We start from the raw sequence: 19,610 nt of genomic DNA on the forward strand, positions 1-19,610 counted from the left end.
GAATCCCCCAAGCGGGAGCCGCACGGACGGATTCCTCGCGCCGCGGTCCCGCCCGGCCCGATCCCCGGCGGCCCCCACCGAATGTCACACGTGCGGGTGACAATATGCCGGTGCCCCCGCCTTCTCCCCCGCTCCCGCCCGAGCCCGCCGACCGCCTCGCCGTACGGCTGGCCGCCCGGCTCCCGTCACCGCTCGTCGAGGTCGCCGACGAACGCTTCGCCGCCCATGGTGTGCGGCTGCTGTTGAAGCGGGACGATCTGATCCATACCAGTCTTCCGGGAAACAAATACCGCAAGCTGCTGCCGAATCTGGCCGAGGCGGTACGGGGCGGGCACCGGACGCTGCTGACGTTCGGCGGGGCCTGGTCGAACCACTTGCGGGCCACCGCGGCGGCCGGGCGGCTGCTGGGGCTGGCCACCGTGGGGGTGGTGCGTGGTGACGAACTGGCGGGGAAGCCGCTCAATGCGTCGCTGGCGCGGGCCGCGGCCGACGGGATGCGGCTGGAGTTCCTGGACCGGGCCACGTACCGCCGCAAGGCCGAGCCGGAGGTGCTGGCGGCGCTGGTCGGGCGGTACGGGCCCGCCTATGTGCTGCCCGAGGGCGGCAGCAACGCGCTCGCGGCCCGGGGCGCGGCCGAGCTGGGCCGGGAGCTGGTCGGCGCCGCGGACGTGGCGGCGGTCGCGGTCGGCACCGGCGGCACCCTGGCCGGGCTCGCGGCCGGGCTCGGGGACGGCGCAGAGGCGATCGGCTTCCCGGTGCTGCGCGGCGACTTCCTGGCCGCCGAGGTGCTGCGGCTGCAACAGGAGGCGTTCGGCGGGCGGCGCGGCCGGTGGCGGCTCGACGGCCGCTTCCACCACGGCGGCTACGCCCGTACGACCCCGGAACTGACCGCGTTCGCCGCCGATTTCGGCGCCCGGCACGAGCTGCTGCCGGAGCCGGTGTACGTGGCGAAGATGCTGCACGGCCTGCTGACGCTGACCGAGGAGGGCGCTTTCCCGCCCGGTACGCGGCTGGCCGCGGTGATCACCGGCACCAGCACCGGTCCCGGAGGTCCGGACGCTTCAGGAGGTGCCCGATGATCATCAGCCGCGCGTACGCCCACATCCCGGCCGGTGACGGCGACGACGAGTTCAGCCGGGACCGCTGGCCCTGGTCGGTGCCCGCCGTCGCCGGGCTGCTGCGCGACGGGCTGCGCTTCACCGCGCCCGTCACCTTCCTCGTCGGCGAGAACGGCTCCGGCAAGTCCACCCTGGTGGAGGCCATCGCCGAGGGATTCGGCCTGGACCCGCCCCGGACGCGGCGATCCTGGAGGTCGGCGAACGCGGGGTGCGCGCGACGGACTGGGAGGAGCTGGCGATCGTCGACCACTGGCGACGGTATCTGGCCGACCCCCGCTCTTACCTGCGTCACATCATCGAGCCGTAATCTGGTGGCATGATCCGCACCGCGACCCCCGCCGACGTCCCCGTGATCCATGCCCTGATCCGCGAACTCGCCGAGTTCGAACGGGCGCTGGAGGAGGCGCGGGCCACCGAGGAGCAGCTGCACGCGGCGCTCTTCGGCCCCGACGCGGTGGCGAGCGCGCTGATCGCCGAGGACGGCGGAAGCGAGGGCGGGGTGGCCGGATTCGCCCTGTGGTTCCGGAATTTCTCCACCTGGACCGGCACCCCCGGCCTGTACCTGGAGGATCTGTACGTCCGGCCGACCGCGCGCGGCGCGGGCCACGGCAAGGCGCTGCTGGCCGCACTGGCGGCGATCTGCGTGGAGCGCGGCTACGAACGCTTCGAGTGGTCGGTGCTCGACTGGAACGAGAAGGCGATCGGCGTCTACCGCTCCATCGGCGCCCGCCCGCAGGACGAGTGGACCGTACAGCGGCTCACCGGCCCGGCGCTGGCCGAACTGGCCGCGCGGGCCGCACCGGCCGGGCTCGGCGAACCGGCCGCATCGGCGCCCGCCGGGTGAACCGGGCGAATTCCCATGCGAATTACGTCGGCCGATCCCTACCCACGTTCCGTACCCATGCGCTTACCATGGGTGACAGAGGTACGGATCCCGTACCGTTCCCCTACCGTGCTCCGTCCGGGCGACAGCGGGGTGCGGATCGCGATAGCGTCGCTGCGAACCAGAGCAATCACTGTGTGCCACCGTGGAGGTGAGGGTGTCCCAGATCGCAGGCGAGCCCGGGTCGAAGGACTTCGTCGAGGTCCGGCTGCCCGCGGCGGGGGCCTATCTGTCAGTGCTGCGCACGGCCACGGCCGGTCTCGCGGCACGGCTGGACTTCACCCTGGACGAGATCGAGGATCTGCGGATCGCCGTGGACGAGGCGTGCGCGATCCTGCTCCAGCAGGCCGTCCCCGGTTCCGTACTGAGCTGTGTCTTCCGGCTCGTCGGGGACTCGTTGTGGGTGACCGTCTCGGCGCCCACCACCGACGGCCGCGCGCCGGAACGGGACACCTTCGCCTGGACGGTGCTGTCGGCACTGGCCGGCGAGGTGGACTCGACCGTCGCCGAGGACAAGGCCGTCAGCATCAGCCTCCACAAGAAGCGCGGCGCCGGCCCAGGGCTGTCGTGACGTTCGTGTGCGGGAAGACGGGGAATCGCCATGAGTGCTGAGCTATCCCGGGGTGAGGACCCCGGCACGCCCGCGGGGCAGGAGGCGCAGGAAGCGCGCCGGCCGCCCGCGGCGCACGGCCGCGCCTCCGTACCCGCTCAGCCGGACCCGCCGGGTCCCGCCGGGCGGCGGCACGCGGCCAGGCCGCATCCCGAACCCGGCGGGGAGACCCGTATGGACAACGGTATGGACGCAATGGACGCGGCGCGGCGGGCGGAGCAGGCGGACCCCATGGACACGCAGGACCGAGGCGAGCAGGAACGGCAGGGCGGGCCGGAGGCGACGGCCGCCCCGGAGGCGCGCGACAGCCACGAGGGGCGCGGCGCGCAGGACGTACGCGACGCCCGGGACGGGACCGACGCGCACGACTCGCACGAAGAACACGAGACGCACGACCCGCACGACCGCTCGGGCGCCCGGGCCCTCTTCGTCGAGCTGCACAAGCTCCCGGAGGGCTCCGCCGAACGCGCGGAGCTGCGCAATCAGCTGGTGCGGATGCATCTGCCGCTGGTCGAGCACCTCGCGCGGCGGTTCCGCAACCGCGGCGAGCCGCTGGACGACCTGACGCAGGTCGCCACGATCGGGCTGATCAAGTCCGTCGACCGCTTCGACGTGGACCGCGGCGTGGAGTTCTCCACGTACGCCACCCCCACGGTGGTCGGCGAGATCAAACGTCACTTCAGGGACAAGGGCTGGGCGGTACGGGTGCCGCGCCGGCTCCAGGAGCTGCGGCTGGCGCTCACCACCGCGACCGGGGAGCTGTCCCAGCGGCACGGCCGCGCGCCGACCGTGCACGAGCTGGCCGAGCACCTGAAGATCTCCGAGGAGGAGGTGCTGGAGGGCCTGGAATCGGCCAACGCCTACAGCACGCTCTCCCTGGACGTGCCGGACACCGACGACGAGTCGCCGGCCGTCGCCGACACCCTCGGCTCGGAGGACGAGGCGCTGGAGGGCGTGGAGTACCGCGAGTCCCTCAAGCCGCTGCTGGAGCAGCTGCCGCCGCGGGAGAAGACGATTCTGCTGCTGCGGTTCTTCGGCAACATGACGCAGTCGCAGATCGCGCAGGAGGTCGGCATCTCCCAGATGCACGTCTCCCGCCTGCTGGCCCGCACCCTGGCCCAGCTCCGCGACAAGCTCCTCATCGAGGAGTAGCCGGTGACGCGCGGCCCCCGGCCGCGCGTGCCTCGCGTCAGGAGGCCGTGCGGCTGATGCCGAGGGCGTCGGTGGTGGCCGGGTGGGCCAGCAGGACCAGGCAGGTCAGGGCGAGGGCGCCCAGGACGGCGCCGCCGGCGACGAAGCCGCCGCCGTCGCTGTGCAGCAGCGTCCAGGCGATCGGCAGCGACAGCAGCTGGATGATCAGCGCGGGCCCGCGGCTCCAGCGGCGGGCCTTGCGCAGCCCGTACGCGGCGCCGAGCGGGAAGCCGGCGAGGACGAGGACGAGCAGCCCGGCCAGCACGGACTTGCCGGAGCCGCCGAAGAACATGGTGACGCCCCAGACGACCACGGCCAGGCCCTCGACCGCGGCGACGGCGGCGGCGAGCGTGAGGCGCAGCGGCGGCGGTCCCGCGGCGGCGTCGGCCGCGGCCTTCTCGGCAGCGGCGGCGTCCCGTTCCTCCCGCGTGGGCTGCTCGTGCACCGCGGGCACGTACTTCTGCATCTTGGCGGCCACCCGCTGAGGCGGCTTCCGCGTCTTCTTCGAGGGCTGGCTCACACCAGTCAGGTTAGCCCGCCGTACCAGAGCGTAGGTACGCTGTCGACCATGCGCGCTCTCCTCGTGGTCAACCCCGCCGCCACCACCACCAGCGCGCGGGTGCGTGATGTGATCAGTACCGCACTGGCGAGCGACCTCAAGCTGGACGTCGCGACCACGGAGTACCGGGGGCACGCCCGCGACCTCGCCCGGCGGGCGGCGGAGGGCGGCGAGGTGGGCCTGGTGGTCGCGCTCGGCGGCGACGGCACCGTCAACGAGGTGGTGAACGGGCTGCTGCACCACGGCCCCGACCCGGACGGTCTGCCGCAGCTCGCGGTGGTGCCCGGCGGCTCCACCAATGTCTTCGCCCGCGCGCTCGGGCTGCCCAACGACGCGGTGGAGGCGACCGGCGCGCTGCTGGACGCGATGCGCGCGGGGTCGTCGCGTACGGTCGGCCTCGGTCTGGTGAGCGGGACGCCCGGCACCGAGGACGAGGGGGTGCCGGCCCGCTGGTTCACCTTCTGCGCGGGCCTGGGCTTCGACGCCGGGGTGGTCGGACGGGTCGAACAGCAGCGGGAGTTGGGCAAGCGCTCCACGCACGCGCTGTATTTGCGCCAGGTCGCACGGCAGTTTCTGGCCGATCCGCACCGCAGGCACGGCACGATCACGCTGCAACGGCCGGACGAGGACGCGGTGTCGGGGCTCGCGATGGCGATAATCTGCAACACCTCGCCGTGGACGTATCTCGGCAACCGGCCGGTGTACGCCTCCCCCGGCGCGTCCTTCGACACCGCGCTCGATGTGCTCGGCGTGACAAAGATGTCCACCGCTTCTGCCACGCGTTACGCGGCGCAATTGCTCCGTTCCACTCCGGAACGGGGGCCGCACGGAAAGAACGCGGTGGCCCTTCACGACCTGACCGACTTCACCTTGCAATCGCAGGCGGCACTGCCCTTCCAGGTGGACGGTGACCACCTGGGACTGCGTACGAGCGCGACCTTCACAGGCGTACGCCGTGCACTGCGTGTGATTGTGTAAGTGGAAGAGCCTAAAGTCCTTTTACTCGAACGTTTAGACTGCCCTGCACCCCATGGAAGTACGGCTGTGACCGAGGCGACACCGAGGAATCCAAAAAAACTTCTCTGAAGGGGTTGTATCTCCAGCCCAGGTTTGCGAGTCTCTAGGTGGCGCTCGGGACGGTCCGAACAACGACCCCCTTGAGAGCCCGAATCTTCTACCTCACAGCAGCGGGACGGCTCAGTGAAAGCTGGGCGGCGTCCCGTTCCCTGCGTAGGGATTCGTGAAAGCGTTCACATTCACAAGCAACGTGCTTGTCACACAAGGAGTTGGAGCAGCCATGGACTGGCGTCACCGCGCCGTTTGCCGCGAGGAAGACCCCGAGCTCTTCTTCCCCATCGGCAACACCGGTCCTGCGCTGCTGCAGATCGAGGAAGCCAAGGCCGTCTGCCGCCGCTGCCCCGTCATGGAGCAGTGCCTGCAGTGGGCGCTGGAGAGCGGCCAGGACGCCGGTGTCTGGGGTGGCCTCAGCGAGGACGAGCGCCGCGCGATGAAGCGCCGCGCCGCTCGCAACCGGGCCCGCAACGCCAGCGCCTGACGCGTACCGCCGCTTCCCCCCGAGCCGCAGCGCGCAGCACCCACCAACACGCGCAGCACACAGCATCACGAAGGGCCCCGACCAACCAGGTCGGGGCCTATTGCTTTTCAGGAGCGAACCGTCAGTTGTCCAGGGGGAGTTCGAGGATCACGCGGGTGCCGCGGGTGTCGGCGGGGATCATGTCGAAGGTGCCGCCGAGTTCACCGACCACGAGGGTGCGGACGATCTGGAGACCGAGATTGCCGGCCTGCTGGGCGTCGAAGCCGTCCGGGAGGCCGCGGCCGTCGTCCTGGACGCTGATGGTGATCCGGTCCCTGGCGCGGGTGGCGGCGACGTCCACCGAGCCCGACTCCCCCGGCCCGAAGCCGTGTTCGAGCGCGTTCTGCAGCAGCTCGGTGAGGACCATCGACAGCGGGGTGGCGATCTCGGCGGACAGGATGCCGAAGCGGCCGGTACGGCGGGCGACCACCCGGCCGGGCGAGATCTCCGCCACCATCGACAGCACCCGGTCGGCGATCTCGTCGAACTCGACCTGCTCGTCCAGGGTCTGCGACAGCGTCTCGTGCACGATCGCGATGGAGCCGACCCGGCGCACGGCCTCCTCCAGCGCCTCGCGGGCGTTGTCGGAGTCCATCCGGCGGGCCTGGAGGCGCAGTAGCGCGGCCACCGTCTGGAGATTGTTCTTCACCCGGTGGTGGATCTCCCGGATGGTCGCGTCCTTGGTCATCAACTCGCGCTCGCGGCGGCGCAGTTCCGTCACGTCGCGGAGCAGCACCAGCGAGCCGGTGTGGACGCCCTTGGGCTTGAGCGGGATCGCGCGCAGCTGGATCACGCCGTCCCCGCCCTCCACCTCGAACTCGCGCGGCGCCCAGCCGCTGGCCAGCTTCACCAGCGCCTCGTCCACCGGGCCGCGCTCCGGGGCCAGTTCGGCGGTCGCCTTGCCCAGGTGGTGGCCGACCAGGTCCGCGGCCAGCCCCAACCGGTGGTAGGCGGACAGCGCGTTGGGGCTGGCGTACTGCACCACACCCTCGGCGTCCAGCCGGATCAGCCCGTCGCCGGCCCGCGGCGAGGCGTCCATGTCCACCTGCTCCGCCGGGAACGGGAAGGCGCCCTGCGCGATCATCTGCGCCAGGTCGCTGGCGCTCTGCAGATACGTGAGTTCCAGGCGGCTCGGGGTGCGGACGGTCAGCAGATTGGTGTTGCGGGCGATCACGCCCAGCACCCGGCCGTCCCGGCGCACCGGGATCGACTCGACCCGCACCGGCACTTCCTCGCGCCATTCCGGGTCGCCCTCCCGGACGATCCGGCCCTCGTCCAGCGCCACGTCCAGCAGCGGCCTGCGCCCGCGCGGCACCAGGTGGCCCACCATGTCGTCCTGGTACGACGTCGGCCCGGTGTTCGGCCGCATCTGCGCCACCGACACGTACCGCGTCCCGTCCCGCGTCGGCACCCAGAGCACCAGGTCGGCGAAGGACAGATCGGAGAGCAGCTGCCACTCCGACACCAGCAGATGCAGCCACTCGAGGTCGGAGACGTCGAGATCCGTGTGCTCGCGTACGAGGTCGTTCATGGAGGGCACCCCGCGAGCCTACCGGCCGTGGGGATAAGGATGCCCCGACGCCTGCGGCTGGGCACAACACCGCCACCCCTGGACGCTACGCATCCGCCCCCGGCCGCCCCGATGTAGCCATCGAGCCAAAGGCGGCGCCGGTGTCGAAAGAGACGATGAGCAGGGAGTGAGGAACGAGCGACCGTCGAAGAGGAATGTCGACACCGGATCTAAGCCGCCGGAGGCAAGAGGGCGGCAAAAAAATAAAGCACACTTCGGGCCGCGGTGCTCGGCGAGGACCCTCAACCTCGCCGGCACCGCAGCCCGGAGCAGCCGTCGGCGCCCGGCCGGCGGGGTGTGCGGTTCCCCCCGGCACGTGTGGGGCCGACCTTGAGGCCAGGGCGTAGTCAGGGCAGAGAACGCCTTGCCTCGATCCGTCCTCCTGTGCGGGGAGGACGGAGGTCGGAGCACCGCGCTGAGCACGGTGTCACGCTTTATTGTGGACTAGACCATTCACCCTTGTCCATGGTCCGCGTCAGCGGGTTTGCGTCACCTTCGCCATCGCGCGCGGGGAGTCCGGGTCCTGGCCGCGGGCGATGGTGACTTCCCAGGCCAGCTTCTGGAGGGGGAGGATCTCCAGGATGGGCTGGATCTCCTCGGGGACGCCGTCGGTGGGGAGCAGGAAGCCGCCCGAGGCCGCGGCGACCTGGGCCTGCGGGCCGACCACCACGAGGTCGGCGCCGCGGCCGCGCAGCCGGTCGAGGACGGGCTGGAGGGCCGCCCCGCCGCGGCCCTCGGTGACGATGGCGATGACCGGCGAGATGTTGTCGACCATGGCCAGCGGCCCGTGCAGCAGATCGGCGCCGGAGTAGGCGAGCGCGGGGATGTAGCTGGTCTCCATGAGCTTGAGCGCGGCCTCTTTGGCCGTGGGGTAGCCGTAGCCGCGCGAGGTGATGACCATGCGCTCGGCGAAGCGGTAGCGGCCCGCCAGCTCACGGATCTCGGCGCCGCGGGCGAGGATCTGCTCGGCGAGGTCGGGCAGCAGCGCCGCGGGGGCGCCGTCACCGCCGCGCAGGCCCTCGACGAAGAGGTAGAGGGCCAGCAGCTCCGCGGTGTACGTCTTGGTGGCGGGCAGCGCCTTCTCGGGCCCGGCCAGCAGGTCGAGGTGGAATTCGGAGACCTCCGCGAGCGGCGAGTCCGCGTTGTTGGTGACCGCGAGCGTGATCGCGCCGGCCTCGCGGGCGGCCTTGGTGGAGGCCGTGAGGTCGGGCGAGCCGCCCGACTGGCTGACCGTGATCAGCAGCACGTCGTCCAGGTGGGGCTCGGCCCCGTATGCGGTGGTGGTGGACATCGAGGTCAGGCCGCACGGCAGGCCGAGCCGTATCTCGATCAGGTACTTCGCGTAGAGGGCGGCGTTGTCGGAGGTGCCGCGGGCGCAGAGCAGGACGAAGCGCGGGCGCCGGGCGGCGATCCGCTGCGCGGTGGCGCGGATCGCGGGCGCGCCGTCGGCGAGGATGCGCCGCAGGACGGCGGGCTGCTCGGCCATCTCGCCGGACATGATCCAGCCGGGGCGGCTCCGCCCGGGGGCCGGGGACGCTGTGCTGCCTGCCATCTCCAGGACCTCCCGTCAGGTCGACCCAACCCTCACAGTCGACCACAGGAGGTGCCGCACCGCACTGTCGGCGGGGCCGCGCTCTGCTAGATTGGTCTATACCACAAGAGTCCCCTCCAGAACGGCAGGCCCAGCGTGGAAGTTGTCATCGTCCCGGACGCCACGGCAGGCGGCGAGCTGATCGCGGAGGCCATGGCCACCCTGGTACGCCGCAAGCCCGACGCCCTGCTCGGCGTGGCCACCGGCTCCACCCCGCTGCCCATCTACCAGGCGCTGGCGGCGAAGGTCCGCTCCGGTGCCGTGGACGCGTCCCGGGCCCGGGTCTGCCAGCTCGACGAGTACGTCGGGCTGCCCACCGGCCACCCGGAGTCGTACCGCTCGGTCGTGCTGCGCGAGGTCGTGGAGCCGCTGGGCCTGTCGGAGAAGTCCTTCATGGGTCCCGACGGGGCCGCCGCCGACGTGCAGGCCGCCTGCGAGGCGTACGACGCGGCGCTGGCCGCGGCGGGCGGCGTCGACCTCCAGCTGCTGGGGATCGGTACGGACGGGCACATCGGTTTCAACGAGCCGTGCTCGTCGCTGGCGTCCAGGACCCGGATCAAGACGCTCACCGAGCAGACCCGGGTGGACAACGCCCGCTTCTTCGACGGTGACATCGAGCAGGTGCCGCACCACGTGATCACGCAGGGCATCGGGACCATCCTGGAGGCCCGCCACCTGGTGCTGCTCGCCACCGGCGAGGGCAAGGCGGAGGCCGTCGCGCAGACCGTGGAGGGTCCGGTCGCGGCCGTCGTCCCGGCCTCCGCGCTCCAGCTGCACCCGCACGCCACGGTGGTGGTCGACGAGGCCGCCGCCTCCAAGCTGAAGCTCGCGTCGTACTTCCGCGCCACCTACGCGGCCAAGCCCGCGTGGCAGGGCCTGTAGGCACGTCGGACCCCCGCGTACGCGCGAACGGGGGCCGGGGCGATACCGCCCCGGCCCCCGTTCGCGTTTCCGGAGCTACACCGCGCCGACGATCGCCTCGGCCGCCGCCGTACCGCACACCCGGGCCGCGCCGTGGGTGGCGATGTGCAGGGCGCCGGTGGCGGGGGCCTGCGGGACGCCCATCTCGACCACGACCGTGCCCGGCCTGCGGGCGGTCACGGCGGCCAGGGTGTCGGCCATCCAGCGGTGCCGGTGGGCGTCGCGGACCACCAGCACGACCGTACGGTCGCCGGCCTCCTCGATCAGACCGGCCGCGAAGGCGTCCGCACCCTGCTCCTCGACCTCACGGGCCGGGTAGGTGCCGGTCACCGTGCCGGGCAGCAGCTTGGCGAGGTCGGCGGCGATGCCCCACGGGGTGACGTCGCCGACGGCGATGTTCGCCACCGGGGTCAGGGCCGCGACGTACGGCGCCTTGGTGAGCGGGGTGAAGGCGGCGGTGCGGGTGATCCGCAGCGCGCGCCGGGCCGCTTCCAGGCCGATGTCGCTGCCGGCGTCGCCTCCGGTGTCCCCAGGTTCCGTCCCGGACGGGGCGGCGGGTGCGGTCCCCTCCGCGGCACCCGACCGCTGCGCCGCCCAGGCCGCGAGGTCCCGCACGCGGGCGGCGGCGTCCGCCAGCCGCTCGGCGGGGAGGTCGCCCTCGCGCACCGCGCGCACGATGGCGTCGCGGAGGTCGAGCACCGTCTGCTCGTCGCTGAGCCCGCCGCCGACGCAGATCGCGTCGCAGCCGGCGGCCAGCGCCATGACGGTGCCGCGTTCGAGGCCGTAGGTGCCCGAGATCGCCTGCATCTCGATGCCGTCGGTGACCACGAGCCCGTCGTAGCCGAGGCCGCCCTCTTCCCGGGGCGCGCGCAGCAGACCCATCAGGACGGCGGTGCTGAGCGTGCCGGGCAGTTCCGCGTCCAGCGCGGGCACCAGGATGTGGGCGCTCATCACGGCCTTGGTGCCGGCCGCGATCGCGGCCCGGAAGGGGACCAGCTCGCGCTCGCGCAGCGTCTCCAGGTCGACGTCGATCAGCGGCATCGCGTGGTGCGAGTCGACGCCGGTGTCACCGTGGCCGGGGAAGTGCTTGACGCTGGTCGCGACGCCCGCGGACTGCATGCCCTCGATGTAGGCGGCGGTGTTGCGGGCCACCAGCTCGGGCTCGGCGCCGAAGGAGCGCACGCCGATCACCGGGTTGTCGGGGTCGGAGTTGACGTCGGCGGACGGCGCCCAGTTGAGGTTGACGCCGCAGGCGGCGAGCCGGCGGCCCAGTTCCGCGGCGACCGCGCGGGTCAGCTTGACGTCGTCGACCGCGCCGAGCGCGAGATTGCCGGGGAAGGAGGAGCCGCCGCGGGCTTCAAGCCGGGTGACGTCACCGCCCTCCTCGTCGGCGGCGACAAGGATGTCGGGCCGTACCGCGCGAAGTTGCGCGGTGAGCCGGGCGACCTGTTCCGGCGACTCGATGTTGCGGGAGAACAGCGCGACCGCGCCGAGGCCCTCGCCGAGCAGCCGCAGCACCCAGTCGGGCGCCTCCGTGCCGCGGAAACCGGGCTGGAGGACGGTGAGCGCGTCGCGGGTGAGGGTGTCCGCGCTGGTGTCTGCGGTGATGACGGTCATCCCTTCACCGCGCCCGCGGTCAGGCCGGAGGCCACCTTGCGCTGCACGAACAGGAAGAAGATCACCACGGGCAGGGCGATCAGGATGGAGCCCGCCATGAGGGCGCCGTAGTCCGTGCCGCGCTGGCCGGTGAACTTCAGCAGCCAGATGCTGAGCGTGTACTTGTCGTTGTCCTGGAGGATCACGTACGCGAACAGGTACTCGTTCCAGGCGGTCATCAGGGCGTAGATCGAGGCGGCGACCAGGCCGGGGGCGAGCAGCGGCAGCACGACGCGGCGGAACGCGGTCATCTGGCTGCAGCCGTCGACCATCGCCGACTCCTCCAGCTCCTTGGGGATGTTGACGATGAAGCCGCGCAGCATCCAGACGGCGAAGGGCAGGGTGCTCGCCGCGTAGACGACGATGACGCCCCAGTACTCGTTGAGGCCGCCCATCTTGTTGAGCTGGATGTAGATCGGGATCAGCATCGAGGTGGCCGGGATGAGCTGGATCACCAGCAGCGCGATGATCAGGCCGCGGCGGCCCCAGAACTTGAACCGGCCGATGGCGTACGCGGCGAGCAGGCCGATGCCGATGGCGATCACGACGCTGAACGCCGAGATGATCACGCTGCTCTTGACGTTGTCCCAGAAGTTGGGCATGTCCATCGCGCGCTTGAACTGGCTGAACGTGACGGAGCTGGGGTACAGCTTCTGGTGGTAGCTGAGGATCTCCTGGCTCGGGCGGAGCGCGGTGATGATCATCCAGTACACCGGGAAGCCCATCAGCACGGTGACGACGATCCCGAGGACGTTCCAGCCGGAGCGGTTCTTCTTCGGAGTGCGGTAGGTGACTCCGGCCGAATCCGTGGCGGCGGGGCCGCTCTTGACAGCGGTGCTCACTCGACCTCTCCGATCTTCAGAAGCTGGCGCAGGTAGTAGACGGCGATCCCGGACAGCAGCAGGACGGTGACCACGGAGATGGCCGCGCCCCGGCTGAAGGAGTTCACGGTGAACGCCTGCGTGTAGGAATAGAGGCCGAGCAGCTGGTAGTCCTGCTCCGGCTGGCCGTTGCGCATCAGCAGGATCTGGCCGAGGACACCGAAGTCCCAGATCACCGACAGCGTGCTGGTCATGATGAAGACCGGCTTGATGATCGGGAAGGTCACATAGCGGAAGATCCCGAAGCCCTTGGCGCCGTCGATCCTGGCCGCCTCCTCCAGTTCCTTGGGGACCTGGGTGAGCGCGGCGTGCAGGCTGATGGCGATGAAGGGGATGGCGCCCCAGATGACCAGCAGGGCGATGATCCCCATACCGGTGGTCGGGTTGAGGAACCAGTTGTGCCGGGTGTAGTCGACGCCGGGCAGCCGGGTGAGCAGCTGGTTCACCAGGCCGTAGTCGGAGTCGAACATGAACTTGAAGACCGAGGTGGCCACCAGCAGCGGCATCGCCCACACGGCGATCATCACGCTGCTCATGGTGACCCGGACCCAGTTGGAGACGCGCTGCATCAGCAGCGCGATCAGCAGGCCGGCGGCCATGGTGCCGACGACACAGACGATCACGAAGACGACCGTGCGCACGACGACGGTCCAGAACTCGCTGTCGCCGAGGATCGAGGTGTACTGGTCGAAGCCGACCCAGGGGGCGGCGACGCCGTTCCACAGGTTGTTGCGCCGCTCGTCCTGGAAGGAGAGCACGATGGTGTCGACCAGCGGGTAGCCCAGCACCCCGATCATGACCACCAGTGCCGGGGCGATCAGCAGGTACGGCAGCGATCTGCTCTGCCTGCTGCGTCCGGCGGCGCGGCCCGTTCTCTTCGCCGCGGGCCGGGTCGTGAGCGGCGACGGGAGCTGCGGGCGGCCTCCTGTCACCGGCTCGGTGGCATGCGTGTCGGCGGCACTCATCTGCGCTGACCTTTCTTCGGTGTCCATGCCGGGATACCGGGGCGGGCGGCCCGCACAGCGCGGACCGCCCTCCCCTGGTGCGACCGCCGTGTCAGGAGGCGGTGTTGATCAGCGAGTTGATCTTGTCGTCGGCGGCCTTGGTGGCGTCGGCGACGGACTTGCCCTTGAGGATGTCGAGCAGCATCGTCTTCAGGATGCCCTGCTTCTCGATGGCCGCCCAGCCCGGTGCGATGGGCGTGAACCAGGCGTCCGGCACCGCGTTGGCCGCGGCGGCGGTGGCCGGGTCGGCCTTCATCGGCTCGAGCTGCTTGGTGTTGTTCGGCAGCGTCTGCTTGGTGACCAGCGCGGCCTCGTTCTTCTCGTCCGTGAAGTCGGCGATCCACTCCTTGGCGAGGTCCTTGACCTTGGACTTGTTCACCACGGCGAGGTCGGAGCCGCCGATGAAGGACGGCAGCGCCTTGCCGTTCGGGCCGGGCATCGTGGCCGTCTTGATGACGTCCTTCAGCTTGGCGTTGCCGTTCGGCGGGGTGATGACCGAGCCGGCCTCCCAGCCGTTGCCGTAGATGACGCCGGCCTTCTGGTGCGCCATGACGTTGGCGTGGTCGGCCTCGTCCTTGGTCTGGTCGCCGTGGTTGTACTTCTTCACCAGGTCGATGAAGTGCTGGATGCCCTGCTGCGCCTGCGGGCTCTCCAGGTCACCGGTCCACTTGGTGCCGTCGGTCTTGGCGATCTGGCCGCCGTACGCCTTGACGTACGACATGGCCGCGTACCAGTACTGACCGGGCAGGTACAGCGGCGAGTAGGTCTTGTCGCCGCCCTTCTTCGCCTCGATCTTGTCCAGGGCGGCGGTCAGCTCGTCCTCGGTGGCCGGGAAGGCGTCGGAGCCGGTTCCGGCCTTGAAGTCGGCGGTGTTGTAGATCGCGACGCGGGCGCCGGCGTAGTAGGGCGCGCAGTAGAGCTTGCCCTGGTAGGTGCAGGTGTCCTCGAGGCCCTTGATCCAGGTGTCGCTGTTCTGGAAGGACTTCTTGTCCAGCTCGGCGAGGGCGCCGTTGAGGATGTACGTCTGGGTCTCGGTGTTGCCCAGTTCGACGACGTCGGGGGCGCTGGAGCCGGAGAGCGCGGCGTCCAGCTTCTGGACCTTGTCGCTCCACTGCTGGTACTGGATCTTGACGTTGACCTTCGGGTACTTCGCCTTGAACTGGGCGGTGGTGTTCTGGACCAGCTCGGGCCAGGCGGTCTGCGCCTCGGCCATCAGCCAGACGGTCACCGTGCCGGTCTGGTCGGCCGGCTTCTCGGCCGCCTTGTCGTCCTTCTTGTCCGACCCACAGGCCGCAATACCAGCAATCATGGTCGCGACGCCGATCGCCGCGATGAGCTTGCGCTTCACGCCACCCTCCTCAGGATGCCCGAAACTCCCCCCACCGCCCGGAATGCCGGTTCCCGCGGGACACGAGTGCAGTCGTATCTCGCTTGTGGGTCTGGGATTTGGTCGTTAATGGTTTAGACCAGTACCCGGAGCTTGGCCTAGACCTTTAGGGGTGTCAAGGGTGTATAAGAACCCATGTCGGCTCTGTTATCGGACCGACACCTGAGGGGGAGGCGACCACTACGACCTCCCCGTGCCAGGTCAGGCCGTGCCACGATGTGAGCCGCATGTAACGGAGGAGCCGGTGACGGCAGCACGACAGCAGTCGGGAGTAGACGTCATGGACAGCGACGCGGGCAGTGGCGCGGAGAGCACGGCGGGCACCGCGGGCCGCACCGCACGCGTGCCCAAGTACTACCGGCTCAAGCGGCATCTTCTGGACATCACCCAGACCATGCCGCCCGGCACTCCCGTACCGCCGGAGCGCACCCTTGCCACCGAGTTCGACACCTCGCGGACCACGGTCCGCCAGGCGCTCCAGGAACTCGTCGTCGAGGGCCGGCTGGAACGCATCCAGGGCAAGGGCACCTTCGTCGCCAAGCCCAAGGTCTCCCAGGCGCTGCAACTGACCTCGTACACCGAGGACATGCGGGCCCAGGGCCTGGAACCGACCTCGCAACTGCTGGACATCGGCTACATCACCGCCGACGACCGGCTCGCCGGGCTGCTCGACATGAAGGCCGGCGGGCGGGTGCTGCGGATCGAGCGGCTGCGGCTGGCCAACAGCGAGCCGATGGCGATCGAGACCACCCATCTGTCGGCCAAGCGCTTCCCGGCGCTGCGCCGCTCGCTCGCCAAGTACACCTCCCTGTACACGGCGTTGGCCGAGGTCTACGACGTGCGGCTGGCCGAGGCCGAGGAGACCATCGAGACGTCGCTGGCCACCCCGCGCGAGGCCGGACTGCTCGGCACCGACGTCGGCCTGCCGATGCTGATGCTCTCCCGGCACTCGATCGACACCACCGGCGAACCGGTGGAGTGGGTGCGCTCGGTCTACCGCGGCGACCGCTACAAGTTCGTGGCGCGGCTGAGCCGTCCGGCCTCGGAGCTCAGCTCGATGCTGGAGAAGTGAGGCCCGCGCAGTGAGGCACCGCTCCGGAGGATTCCCCCCTCCGGCGGGTGAGATCGCTGCACACATGGTGACGTGCACGGCTCCCCTCCCCTAGATTCCCGCGAGTCACACTCGTAGCTCTAGGGGACGGGAGCCGCACGTATGCCCGACGCTCAACTCCATGAACAGGCCCCACGGCAACCGGTCGTCACCCCCTCACGGGTGATCGCCGGCCTCTGCCTGCTCGCGCCGTTCGTCGCCCTGCTCTGGGTCGACTCCTACTCCAGGATCACCCCGACCTTCATCGGCATCCCGTTCTTCTACTGGTACCAGATGGCCTGGGTGCCGGTGGCGGCGCTGCTCACCTACATCGCGTACGTCCTGGTCAGGCGCGAGGAGCGGCAGCGCAAGGGGGGTGCGGCCAAGTGAAGAACGACGTGAACGGCGTCGCCCTCGGCGTCTGCATCTTCTTCTTCGTCGCGGTCACCGTGATGGGCTTCCTCGCCGCCCGCTGGCGACGCGCGGAGAACGCCCTCCACCTGGACGAATGGGGCCTGGGCGGCCGGAGTTTCGGCACCTGGGTGACCTGGTTCCTGCTCGGCGGCGACCTCTACACCGCGTACACCTTCGTCGCGGTCCCGGCCGCGATCTACGGCGCGGGCGCGGCCGGCTTCTTCGCGGTCCCGTACACGATCATCACCTATCCGCTGGTGTTCCTCTTCCTGCCGCGGCTGTGGTCGGTCTCGCACAAGCACGGCTACGTGACCTCCTCGGACTTCATCCGCGGGCGGTTCGGCTCCAAGAGCCTGTCGGTGGCGCTGGCGCTCACCGGCATCGTGGCGACCATGCCGTACATCGCGCTGCAACTCGTCGGCATCCAGGCGGTGCTGGACGTGATGGGCGTGGGCGGCGGCGACTCCACCAACTGGTTCGTCAAGGACCTGCCGCTGCTGATCGCCTTCGGCGTGCTGGCCGCGTACACCTACTCGTCGGGGCTGCGCGCGCCCGCGCTGATCGCCTTCGTCAAGGACGCGCTGATCTACATCGTCATCGCCGTCGCGATCATCTACATTCCCTACAAGCTGGGCGGATTCGACGACATCTTCGACAAGGCCGGCGCGGCCTACAAGGTGACCAACCCGGCCACCGGCAAGCCGCGCGGCTCGCTGGTGACCGGGCCGCAGGCCCAATGGGCGTACGCCACGCTCGCGATGGGCTCGGCGATGGCGCTCTTCCTGTACCCGCACTCGGTGACCGCGGTGCTCTCCGGCAAGAGCCGCAACACCATCCGCCGCAACACCACGATCCTGCCGCTGTACTCGCTGATGCTCGGCCTGCTGGCGATGCTCGGCTTCATGGCGCTGGCCGACGGCGTCGGCAAGGGGATCAAGGGCTACAACGCCCAACTGGCCATCCCGCAGCTCTTCGAGAACATGTTCCCGTCCTGGTTCGCCGGGGTGGCCTTCGCGGCCATCGCGATCGGCGCGCTGGTGCCGGCGGCGATCATGTCCATCGCGGCGGCCAACCTCTTCACCCGCAACATCTACAAGGACCTGATCCGGCCGAACGCGACCCCGGCCGAGGAGACCCGGGTCTCCAAGCTGGCGTCGCTGGTGGTGAAGGTCGGCGCGCTGATCTTCGTGCTGTCGATGGACAAGACGGTCGCGATCAACTTCCAACTGCTGGGCGGCATCTGGATCCTGCAGACGATGCCCGCCATCGTCGGTGGCCTGTTCACCCGCTGGCTGCACCGCTGGGCGCTGCTGGCCGGCTGGGCCGCGGGCATGGCCTACGGCACCTGGAAGGCGTACGAGCAGACCAGCCCCACCCAGTCGCACTTCGGCGGCAACTCCGCGAAGATCCCGGGCATCGGCGAGCTGGGCTACATCGGCCTCACCGCCTTCGTGCTCAACGTGGCGGTCGCGGTGGTCCTCACCCTGGTCCTGCGCGCCTTCAAGGTCGCCGAGGGCGAGGACGAGACGGCGACACCGGACTACACGGTGGAGGCCGGCGAGGAGGGTGTGACCGCGGACCTGCCCGCGCCTGCGGGGGCGTAACAGGCCGTCGGGGTGCCGGAGTCCCCGGGCTCCGGCACCCCGACGGTCCTCACCGGTCGGCGAACGTCCGGCGGTACGCCTGCGGGGTGGTGCCCGTCCAGCGGGTGAAGTGGTGCCGCATCGTCGCCGCGTTCCCGAAGCCCGCGCGGAGCGCGACGGCGTCGATGGTGTGGTCGGTGCCCTCCAGCAACTCCCGTGCCAGCAGCACGCGTTGGCCCAGCAGCCAGCGGTACGGAGTGGTGCCGGTCTCCTGCTGGAAGCGGCGGGCGAAGGTGCGCGGCGACATATGGGCGCGGGCGGCCAGCTCCTCGACGGTCACCTCGCGGTCCAGGTGCCGCTCCATCCAGGACAGCACCCCGGTGACGGTGTCGCTCTGGGCGCGCGGCAGCGGCCGGTCCACGTACTGCGCCTGGCCGCCCTCGCGGTGCGGCGGCACCACCATGCGGCGGGCGATGCCGTTGGCGACGGCGCTGCCCTGCACCTTGCGGACCAGGTGCAGGCAGGCGTCGATACCGGCCGCCGTACCGGCGGAGGTGATCACGCCGCCCTCGTCGACGTACAGCACGTCCTGCTCGACCTTGACCTGCGGGAAGCGGCGGCCGAGGGCCTCGGCGTGCCGCCAGTGGGCGGCGCAGCTGCGGTTGTCCAGCAGCCCGGCGGCGGCCAGCACGAAGACGCCGGAGCACACGCTGAGCACGGTCGCGCCGCGCTCCACCGCGCGGTTCAGCGCGGCCAGCAGATGCGGCGGGAAGTCGCGTTCGACGTAGGAGTCACCGGCCGGGACCGCGATCAGGTCGGCCTCCTCCAGGCGGTCCATGTCGCAGGAGACGGAAAGGCCGAAGCCGGCGTGGGTGCGCAGGGCCGGGCCTTCGGCGGAGACCACGGCGAAGTCGTACGTGGGCAGGCCCTCGTCGCTCCGGTCGAGGCCGAAGACTTCGCAGATCACGCCGAGTTCGAAGGGGTGGACGCCTTCGAGCAGCACGGTCGCCACGTTCTTCAGCATGGTTCCGAGGATGCCACGTGGCAGGATGTTGCGGTAGTACGTCAGTCCTGCCACTGTTCCGGCGTAAGCGGTACGCGCACGATTGACCCATGACCGTTCTCCTTGACATCGCCGCCCTTTCCGCCCTCCTCCTCGTCCTCAGCTTCGTCCCCGTCCTGGGCCTGCGCGCCGAGGCGAGGATCACCCGGCAGATCCGCGAGGCCGACGCGGCGCGCTCGGCGTCCGCCGCGGAAGCCCCACCCGACCCGGCCCCGCACCCGGCCCCAGCCGAACCGGCGCCCCTCCTCCACGTCTGACCCGACCCGACCGCGGCCGGCCCGCCCACCTCCGGTGGGCGGGCCGGCCGCAGTTTTATTCCCGGGACACGACGCCGACACAACATCTGGGCTTCCGTGCGAGAGGCGGCACTACATGTATGCTCAACATCGCTGTCGAGCAGGGGAAGTCGGTGCGAATCCGACGCTGCCCCGCAACGGTGAGCGGACGCGTGCCCGAAGCGCGCCCGCGCAGTCCGAGGACCTGCCGACCGCGCGC

20 protein-coding genes and 1 riboswitch are annotated in these 19,610 nt (G+C 70.5%); of the genes, 12 read left to right on the forward strand and 8 right to left on the reverse strand.

All coding sequences use genetic code 11. The annotated features are described in order from the left end of the window. Window positions 1-104: 104 nt before the first annotated feature. From BM076_RS21105 to BM076_RS21125, 5 genes are all read left to right on the forward strand, one after another. Window positions 105-1,079 (forward strand): 1-aminocyclopropane-1-carboxylate deaminase/D-cysteine desulfhydrase, encoded by a 975-nt coding sequence (locus BM076_RS21105; protein ID WP_093715201.1) that lies wholly within the window; start codon window positions 105-107, stop codon window positions 1,077-1,079. Beyond that, on the forward strand, window positions 1,076-1,438 hold the full coding sequence (locus BM076_RS21110) for an AAA family ATPase (protein WP_407640684.1): 363 nt from the start codon (window positions 1,076-1,078) through the stop codon (window positions 1,436-1,438). Before BM076_RS21105 ends, BM076_RS21110 begins: the two co-directional genes overlap by 4 nt. Next, window positions 1,435-1,962, forward strand: coding sequence for a GNAT family N-acetyltransferase (locus BM076_RS21115; RefSeq protein WP_093715202.1), 528 nt, complete (start codon window positions 1,435-1,437; stop codon window positions 1,960-1,962). The genes BM076_RS21110 and BM076_RS21115 overlap by 4 nt, the downstream gene beginning before the upstream one ends. Before the next feature lie 196 nt (window positions 1,963-2,158). Further along, a complete protein-coding gene (locus BM076_RS21120; protein ID WP_093715203.1) occupies window positions 2,159-2,572 on the forward strand; it encodes an ATP-binding protein in 414 nt (137 codons plus the stop codon). 30 nt (window positions 2,573-2,602) lie between these two features. Further along, a complete protein-coding gene (locus tag BM076_RS21125) occupies window positions 2,603-3,763 on the forward strand; it encodes an RNA polymerase sigma factor SigF (protein ID WP_407640685.1) in 1,161 nt (386 codons plus the stop codon). A 37-nt stretch (window positions 3,764-3,800) separates the two neighbouring features. Here BM076_RS21125 and BM076_RS21130 read toward each other — a convergent pair whose 3' ends face one another. Further along, on the reverse strand, window positions 3,801-4,322 hold the full coding sequence (locus tag BM076_RS21130) for a hypothetical protein (RefSeq protein WP_245796185.1): 522 nt from the start codon (window positions 4,320-4,322) through the stop codon (window positions 3,801-3,803). 48 nt (window positions 4,323-4,370) lie between these two features. Here BM076_RS21130 and BM076_RS21135 point away from each other — a divergent pair, with 48 nt between their 5' ends. Then, window positions 4,371-5,339: a diacylglycerol/lipid kinase family protein gene (locus BM076_RS21135; protein WP_093715204.1), complete on the forward strand. Its 969-nt coding sequence runs from the start codon at window positions 4,371-4,373 to the stop codon at window positions 5,337-5,339. A 319-nt stretch (window positions 5,340-5,658) separates the two neighbouring features. Beyond that, window positions 5,659-5,916, forward strand: a complete 258-nt coding sequence (locus tag BM076_RS21140; protein ID WP_031520293.1) for a WhiB family transcriptional regulator — start codon at window positions 5,659-5,661, stop codon at window positions 5,914-5,916. 121 nt (window positions 5,917-6,037) lie between these two features. Here the strand turns inward: BM076_RS21140 and BM076_RS21145 are convergent, their stop codons facing one another. Together BM076_RS21145 and BM076_RS21155 are read right to left on the reverse strand one after the other, a co-directional pair. Further along, a complete protein-coding gene (locus tag BM076_RS21145) occupies window positions 6,038-7,486 on the reverse strand; it encodes a sensor histidine kinase (protein ID WP_093715205.1) in 1,449 nt (482 codons plus the stop codon). Window positions 7,487-8,000: 514 nt separating this feature from the next. Next, window positions 8,001-9,077, reverse strand: coding sequence for an SIS domain-containing protein (locus BM076_RS21155; RefSeq protein ID WP_093715207.1), 1,077 nt, complete (start codon window positions 9,075-9,077; stop codon window positions 8,001-8,003). A gap of 135 nt (window positions 9,078-9,212) precedes the next feature. Here BM076_RS21155 and nagB point away from each other — a divergent pair, with 135 nt between their 5' ends. Further along, entirely contained in the window at window positions 9,213-9,998 is a 786-nt protein-coding gene (gene nagB, locus BM076_RS21160) for a glucosamine-6-phosphate deaminase (RefSeq protein WP_093715208.1), read from the forward strand. A 75-nt stretch (window positions 9,999-10,073) separates the two neighbouring features. Here nagB and BM076_RS21165 read toward each other — a convergent pair whose 3' ends face one another. From BM076_RS21165 to BM076_RS21180, 4 genes are all read right to left on the reverse strand, one after another. Then, entirely contained in the window at window positions 10,074-11,654 is a 1,581-nt protein-coding gene (locus BM076_RS21165; RefSeq protein WP_093715209.1) for a glycoside hydrolase family 3 protein, read from the reverse strand. Beyond that, window positions 11,651-12,535, reverse strand: a complete 885-nt coding sequence (locus BM076_RS21170) for a carbohydrate ABC transporter permease (protein ID WP_407640686.1) — start codon at window positions 12,533-12,535, stop codon at window positions 11,651-11,653. Before BM076_RS21170 ends, BM076_RS21165 begins: the two co-directional genes overlap by 4 nt. Continuing rightward, complete coding sequence (locus tag BM076_RS21175; protein ID WP_093715210.1) at window positions 12,532-13,539, reverse strand: carbohydrate ABC transporter permease; 1,008 nt, start codon at window positions 13,537-13,539, stop codon at window positions 12,532-12,534. The genes BM076_RS21170 and BM076_RS21175 overlap by 4 nt, the downstream gene beginning before the upstream one ends. Window positions 13,540-13,630: 91 nt before the next feature. Next, window positions 13,631-14,926 carry an extracellular solute-binding protein gene (locus tag BM076_RS21180; protein ID WP_093715211.1) on the reverse strand — a complete coding sequence of 432 codons (1,296 nt, stop codon included), beginning with the start codon at window positions 14,924-14,926 and terminating at the stop codon, window positions 13,631-13,633. Window positions 14,927-15,245: 319 nt separating this feature from the next. Here BM076_RS21180 and BM076_RS21185 point away from each other — a divergent pair, with 319 nt between their 5' ends. The 3 genes from BM076_RS21185 (at window position 15,246) to mctP (ending at window position 18,073) form a co-directional block, all read left to right on the forward strand. Continuing rightward, window positions 15,246-16,037 (forward strand): GntR family transcriptional regulator, encoded by a 792-nt coding sequence (locus BM076_RS21185; protein WP_093715212.1) that lies wholly within the window; start codon window positions 15,246-15,248, stop codon window positions 16,035-16,037. A 141-nt stretch (window positions 16,038-16,178) separates the two neighbouring features. After that, complete coding sequence (locus BM076_RS21190; protein WP_093715213.1) at window positions 16,179-16,445, forward strand: DUF3311 domain-containing protein; 267 nt, start codon at window positions 16,179-16,181, stop codon at window positions 16,443-16,445. Next, window positions 16,442-18,073 (forward strand): monocarboxylate uptake permease MctP, encoded by a 1,632-nt coding sequence (gene mctP / locus BM076_RS21195; RefSeq protein ID WP_177246531.1) that lies wholly within the window; start codon window positions 16,442-16,444, stop codon window positions 18,071-18,073. Before BM076_RS21190 ends, mctP begins: the two co-directional genes overlap by 4 nt. 49 nt (window positions 18,074-18,122) lie before the next feature. Here the strand turns inward: mctP and BM076_RS21200 are convergent, their stop codons facing one another. After that, on the reverse strand, window positions 18,123-19,076 hold the full coding sequence (locus BM076_RS21200) for a GlxA family transcriptional regulator (protein ID WP_093715265.1): 954 nt from the start codon (window positions 19,074-19,076) through the stop codon (window positions 18,123-18,125). An 89-nt stretch (window positions 19,077-19,165) separates the two neighbouring features. Here BM076_RS21200 and BM076_RS21205 point away from each other — a divergent pair, with 89 nt between their 5' ends. Continuing rightward, window positions 19,166-19,372: a hypothetical protein gene (locus BM076_RS21205; protein WP_093715214.1), complete on the forward strand. Its 207-nt coding sequence runs from the start codon at window positions 19,166-19,168 to the stop codon at window positions 19,370-19,372. A gap of 117 nt (window positions 19,373-19,489) precedes the next feature. Then, window positions 19,490-19,599: riboswitch (cobalamin riboswitch) on the forward strand. Window positions 19,600-19,610: the final 11 nt, after the last annotated feature.

Source organism: Actinacidiphila alni (assembly GCF_900112845.1).
GTDB lineage: Bacteria > Actinomycetota > Actinomycetes > Streptomycetales > Streptomycetaceae > Actinacidiphila > Actinacidiphila alni.

Bases quoted from the DNA above. Each gene is read 5' to 3' on its own strand.
- BM076_RS21110 (WP_407640684.1), top strand. From the start codon at position 1,076: ATGATCATCAGCCGCGCGTACGCCCACATCCCGGCCGGTGACGGCGAC.
- BM076_RS21205 (WP_093715214.1), top strand. From the start codon at position 19,166: ATGACCGTTCTCCTTGACATCGCCGCCCTTTCCGCCCTCCTCCTCGTC.
- BM076_RS21165 (WP_093715209.1), bottom strand. From the start codon at position 11,654: ATGACCGTCATCACCGCAGACACCAGCGCGGACACCCTCACCCGCGAC.
- BM076_RS21125 (WP_407640685.1), top strand. From the start codon at position 2,603: ATGAGTGCTGAGCTATCCCGGGGTGAGGACCCCGGCACGCCCGCGGGG.
- BM076_RS21190 (WP_093715213.1), top strand. From the start codon at position 16,179: ATGCCCGACGCTCAACTCCATGAACAGGCCCCACGGCAACCGGTCGTC.
- BM076_RS21185 (WP_093715212.1), top strand. From the start codon at position 15,246: ATGGACAGCGACGCGGGCAGTGGCGCGGAGAGCACGGCGGGCACCGCG.
- BM076_RS21175 (WP_093715210.1), bottom strand. From the start codon at position 13,539: ATGAGTGCCGCCGACACGCATGCCACCGAGCCGGTGACAGGAGGCCGC.
- BM076_RS21200 (WP_093715265.1), bottom strand. From the start codon at position 19,076: ATGCTGAAGAACGTGGCGACCGTGCTGCTCGAAGGCGTCCACCCCTTC.
- BM076_RS21105 (WP_093715201.1), top strand. From the start codon at position 105: ATGCCGGTGCCCCCGCCTTCTCCCCCGCTCCCGCCCGAGCCCGCCGAC.
- BM076_RS21135 (WP_093715204.1), top strand. From the start codon at position 4,371: ATGCGCGCTCTCCTCGTGGTCAACCCCGCCGCCACCACCACCAGCGCG.
- BM076_RS21145 (WP_093715205.1), bottom strand. From the start codon at position 7,486: ATGAACGACCTCGTACGCGAGCACACGGATCTCGACGTCTCCGACCTC.
- BM076_RS21115 (WP_093715202.1), top strand. From the start codon at position 1,435: ATGATCCGCACCGCGACCCCCGCCGACGTCCCCGTGATCCATGCCCTG.
- BM076_RS21155 (WP_093715207.1), bottom strand. From the start codon at position 9,077: ATGGCAGGCAGCACAGCGTCCCCGGCCCCCGGGCGGAGCCGCCCCGGC.
- BM076_RS21140 (WP_031520293.1), top strand. From the start codon at position 5,659: ATGGACTGGCGTCACCGCGCCGTTTGCCGCGAGGAAGACCCCGAGCTC.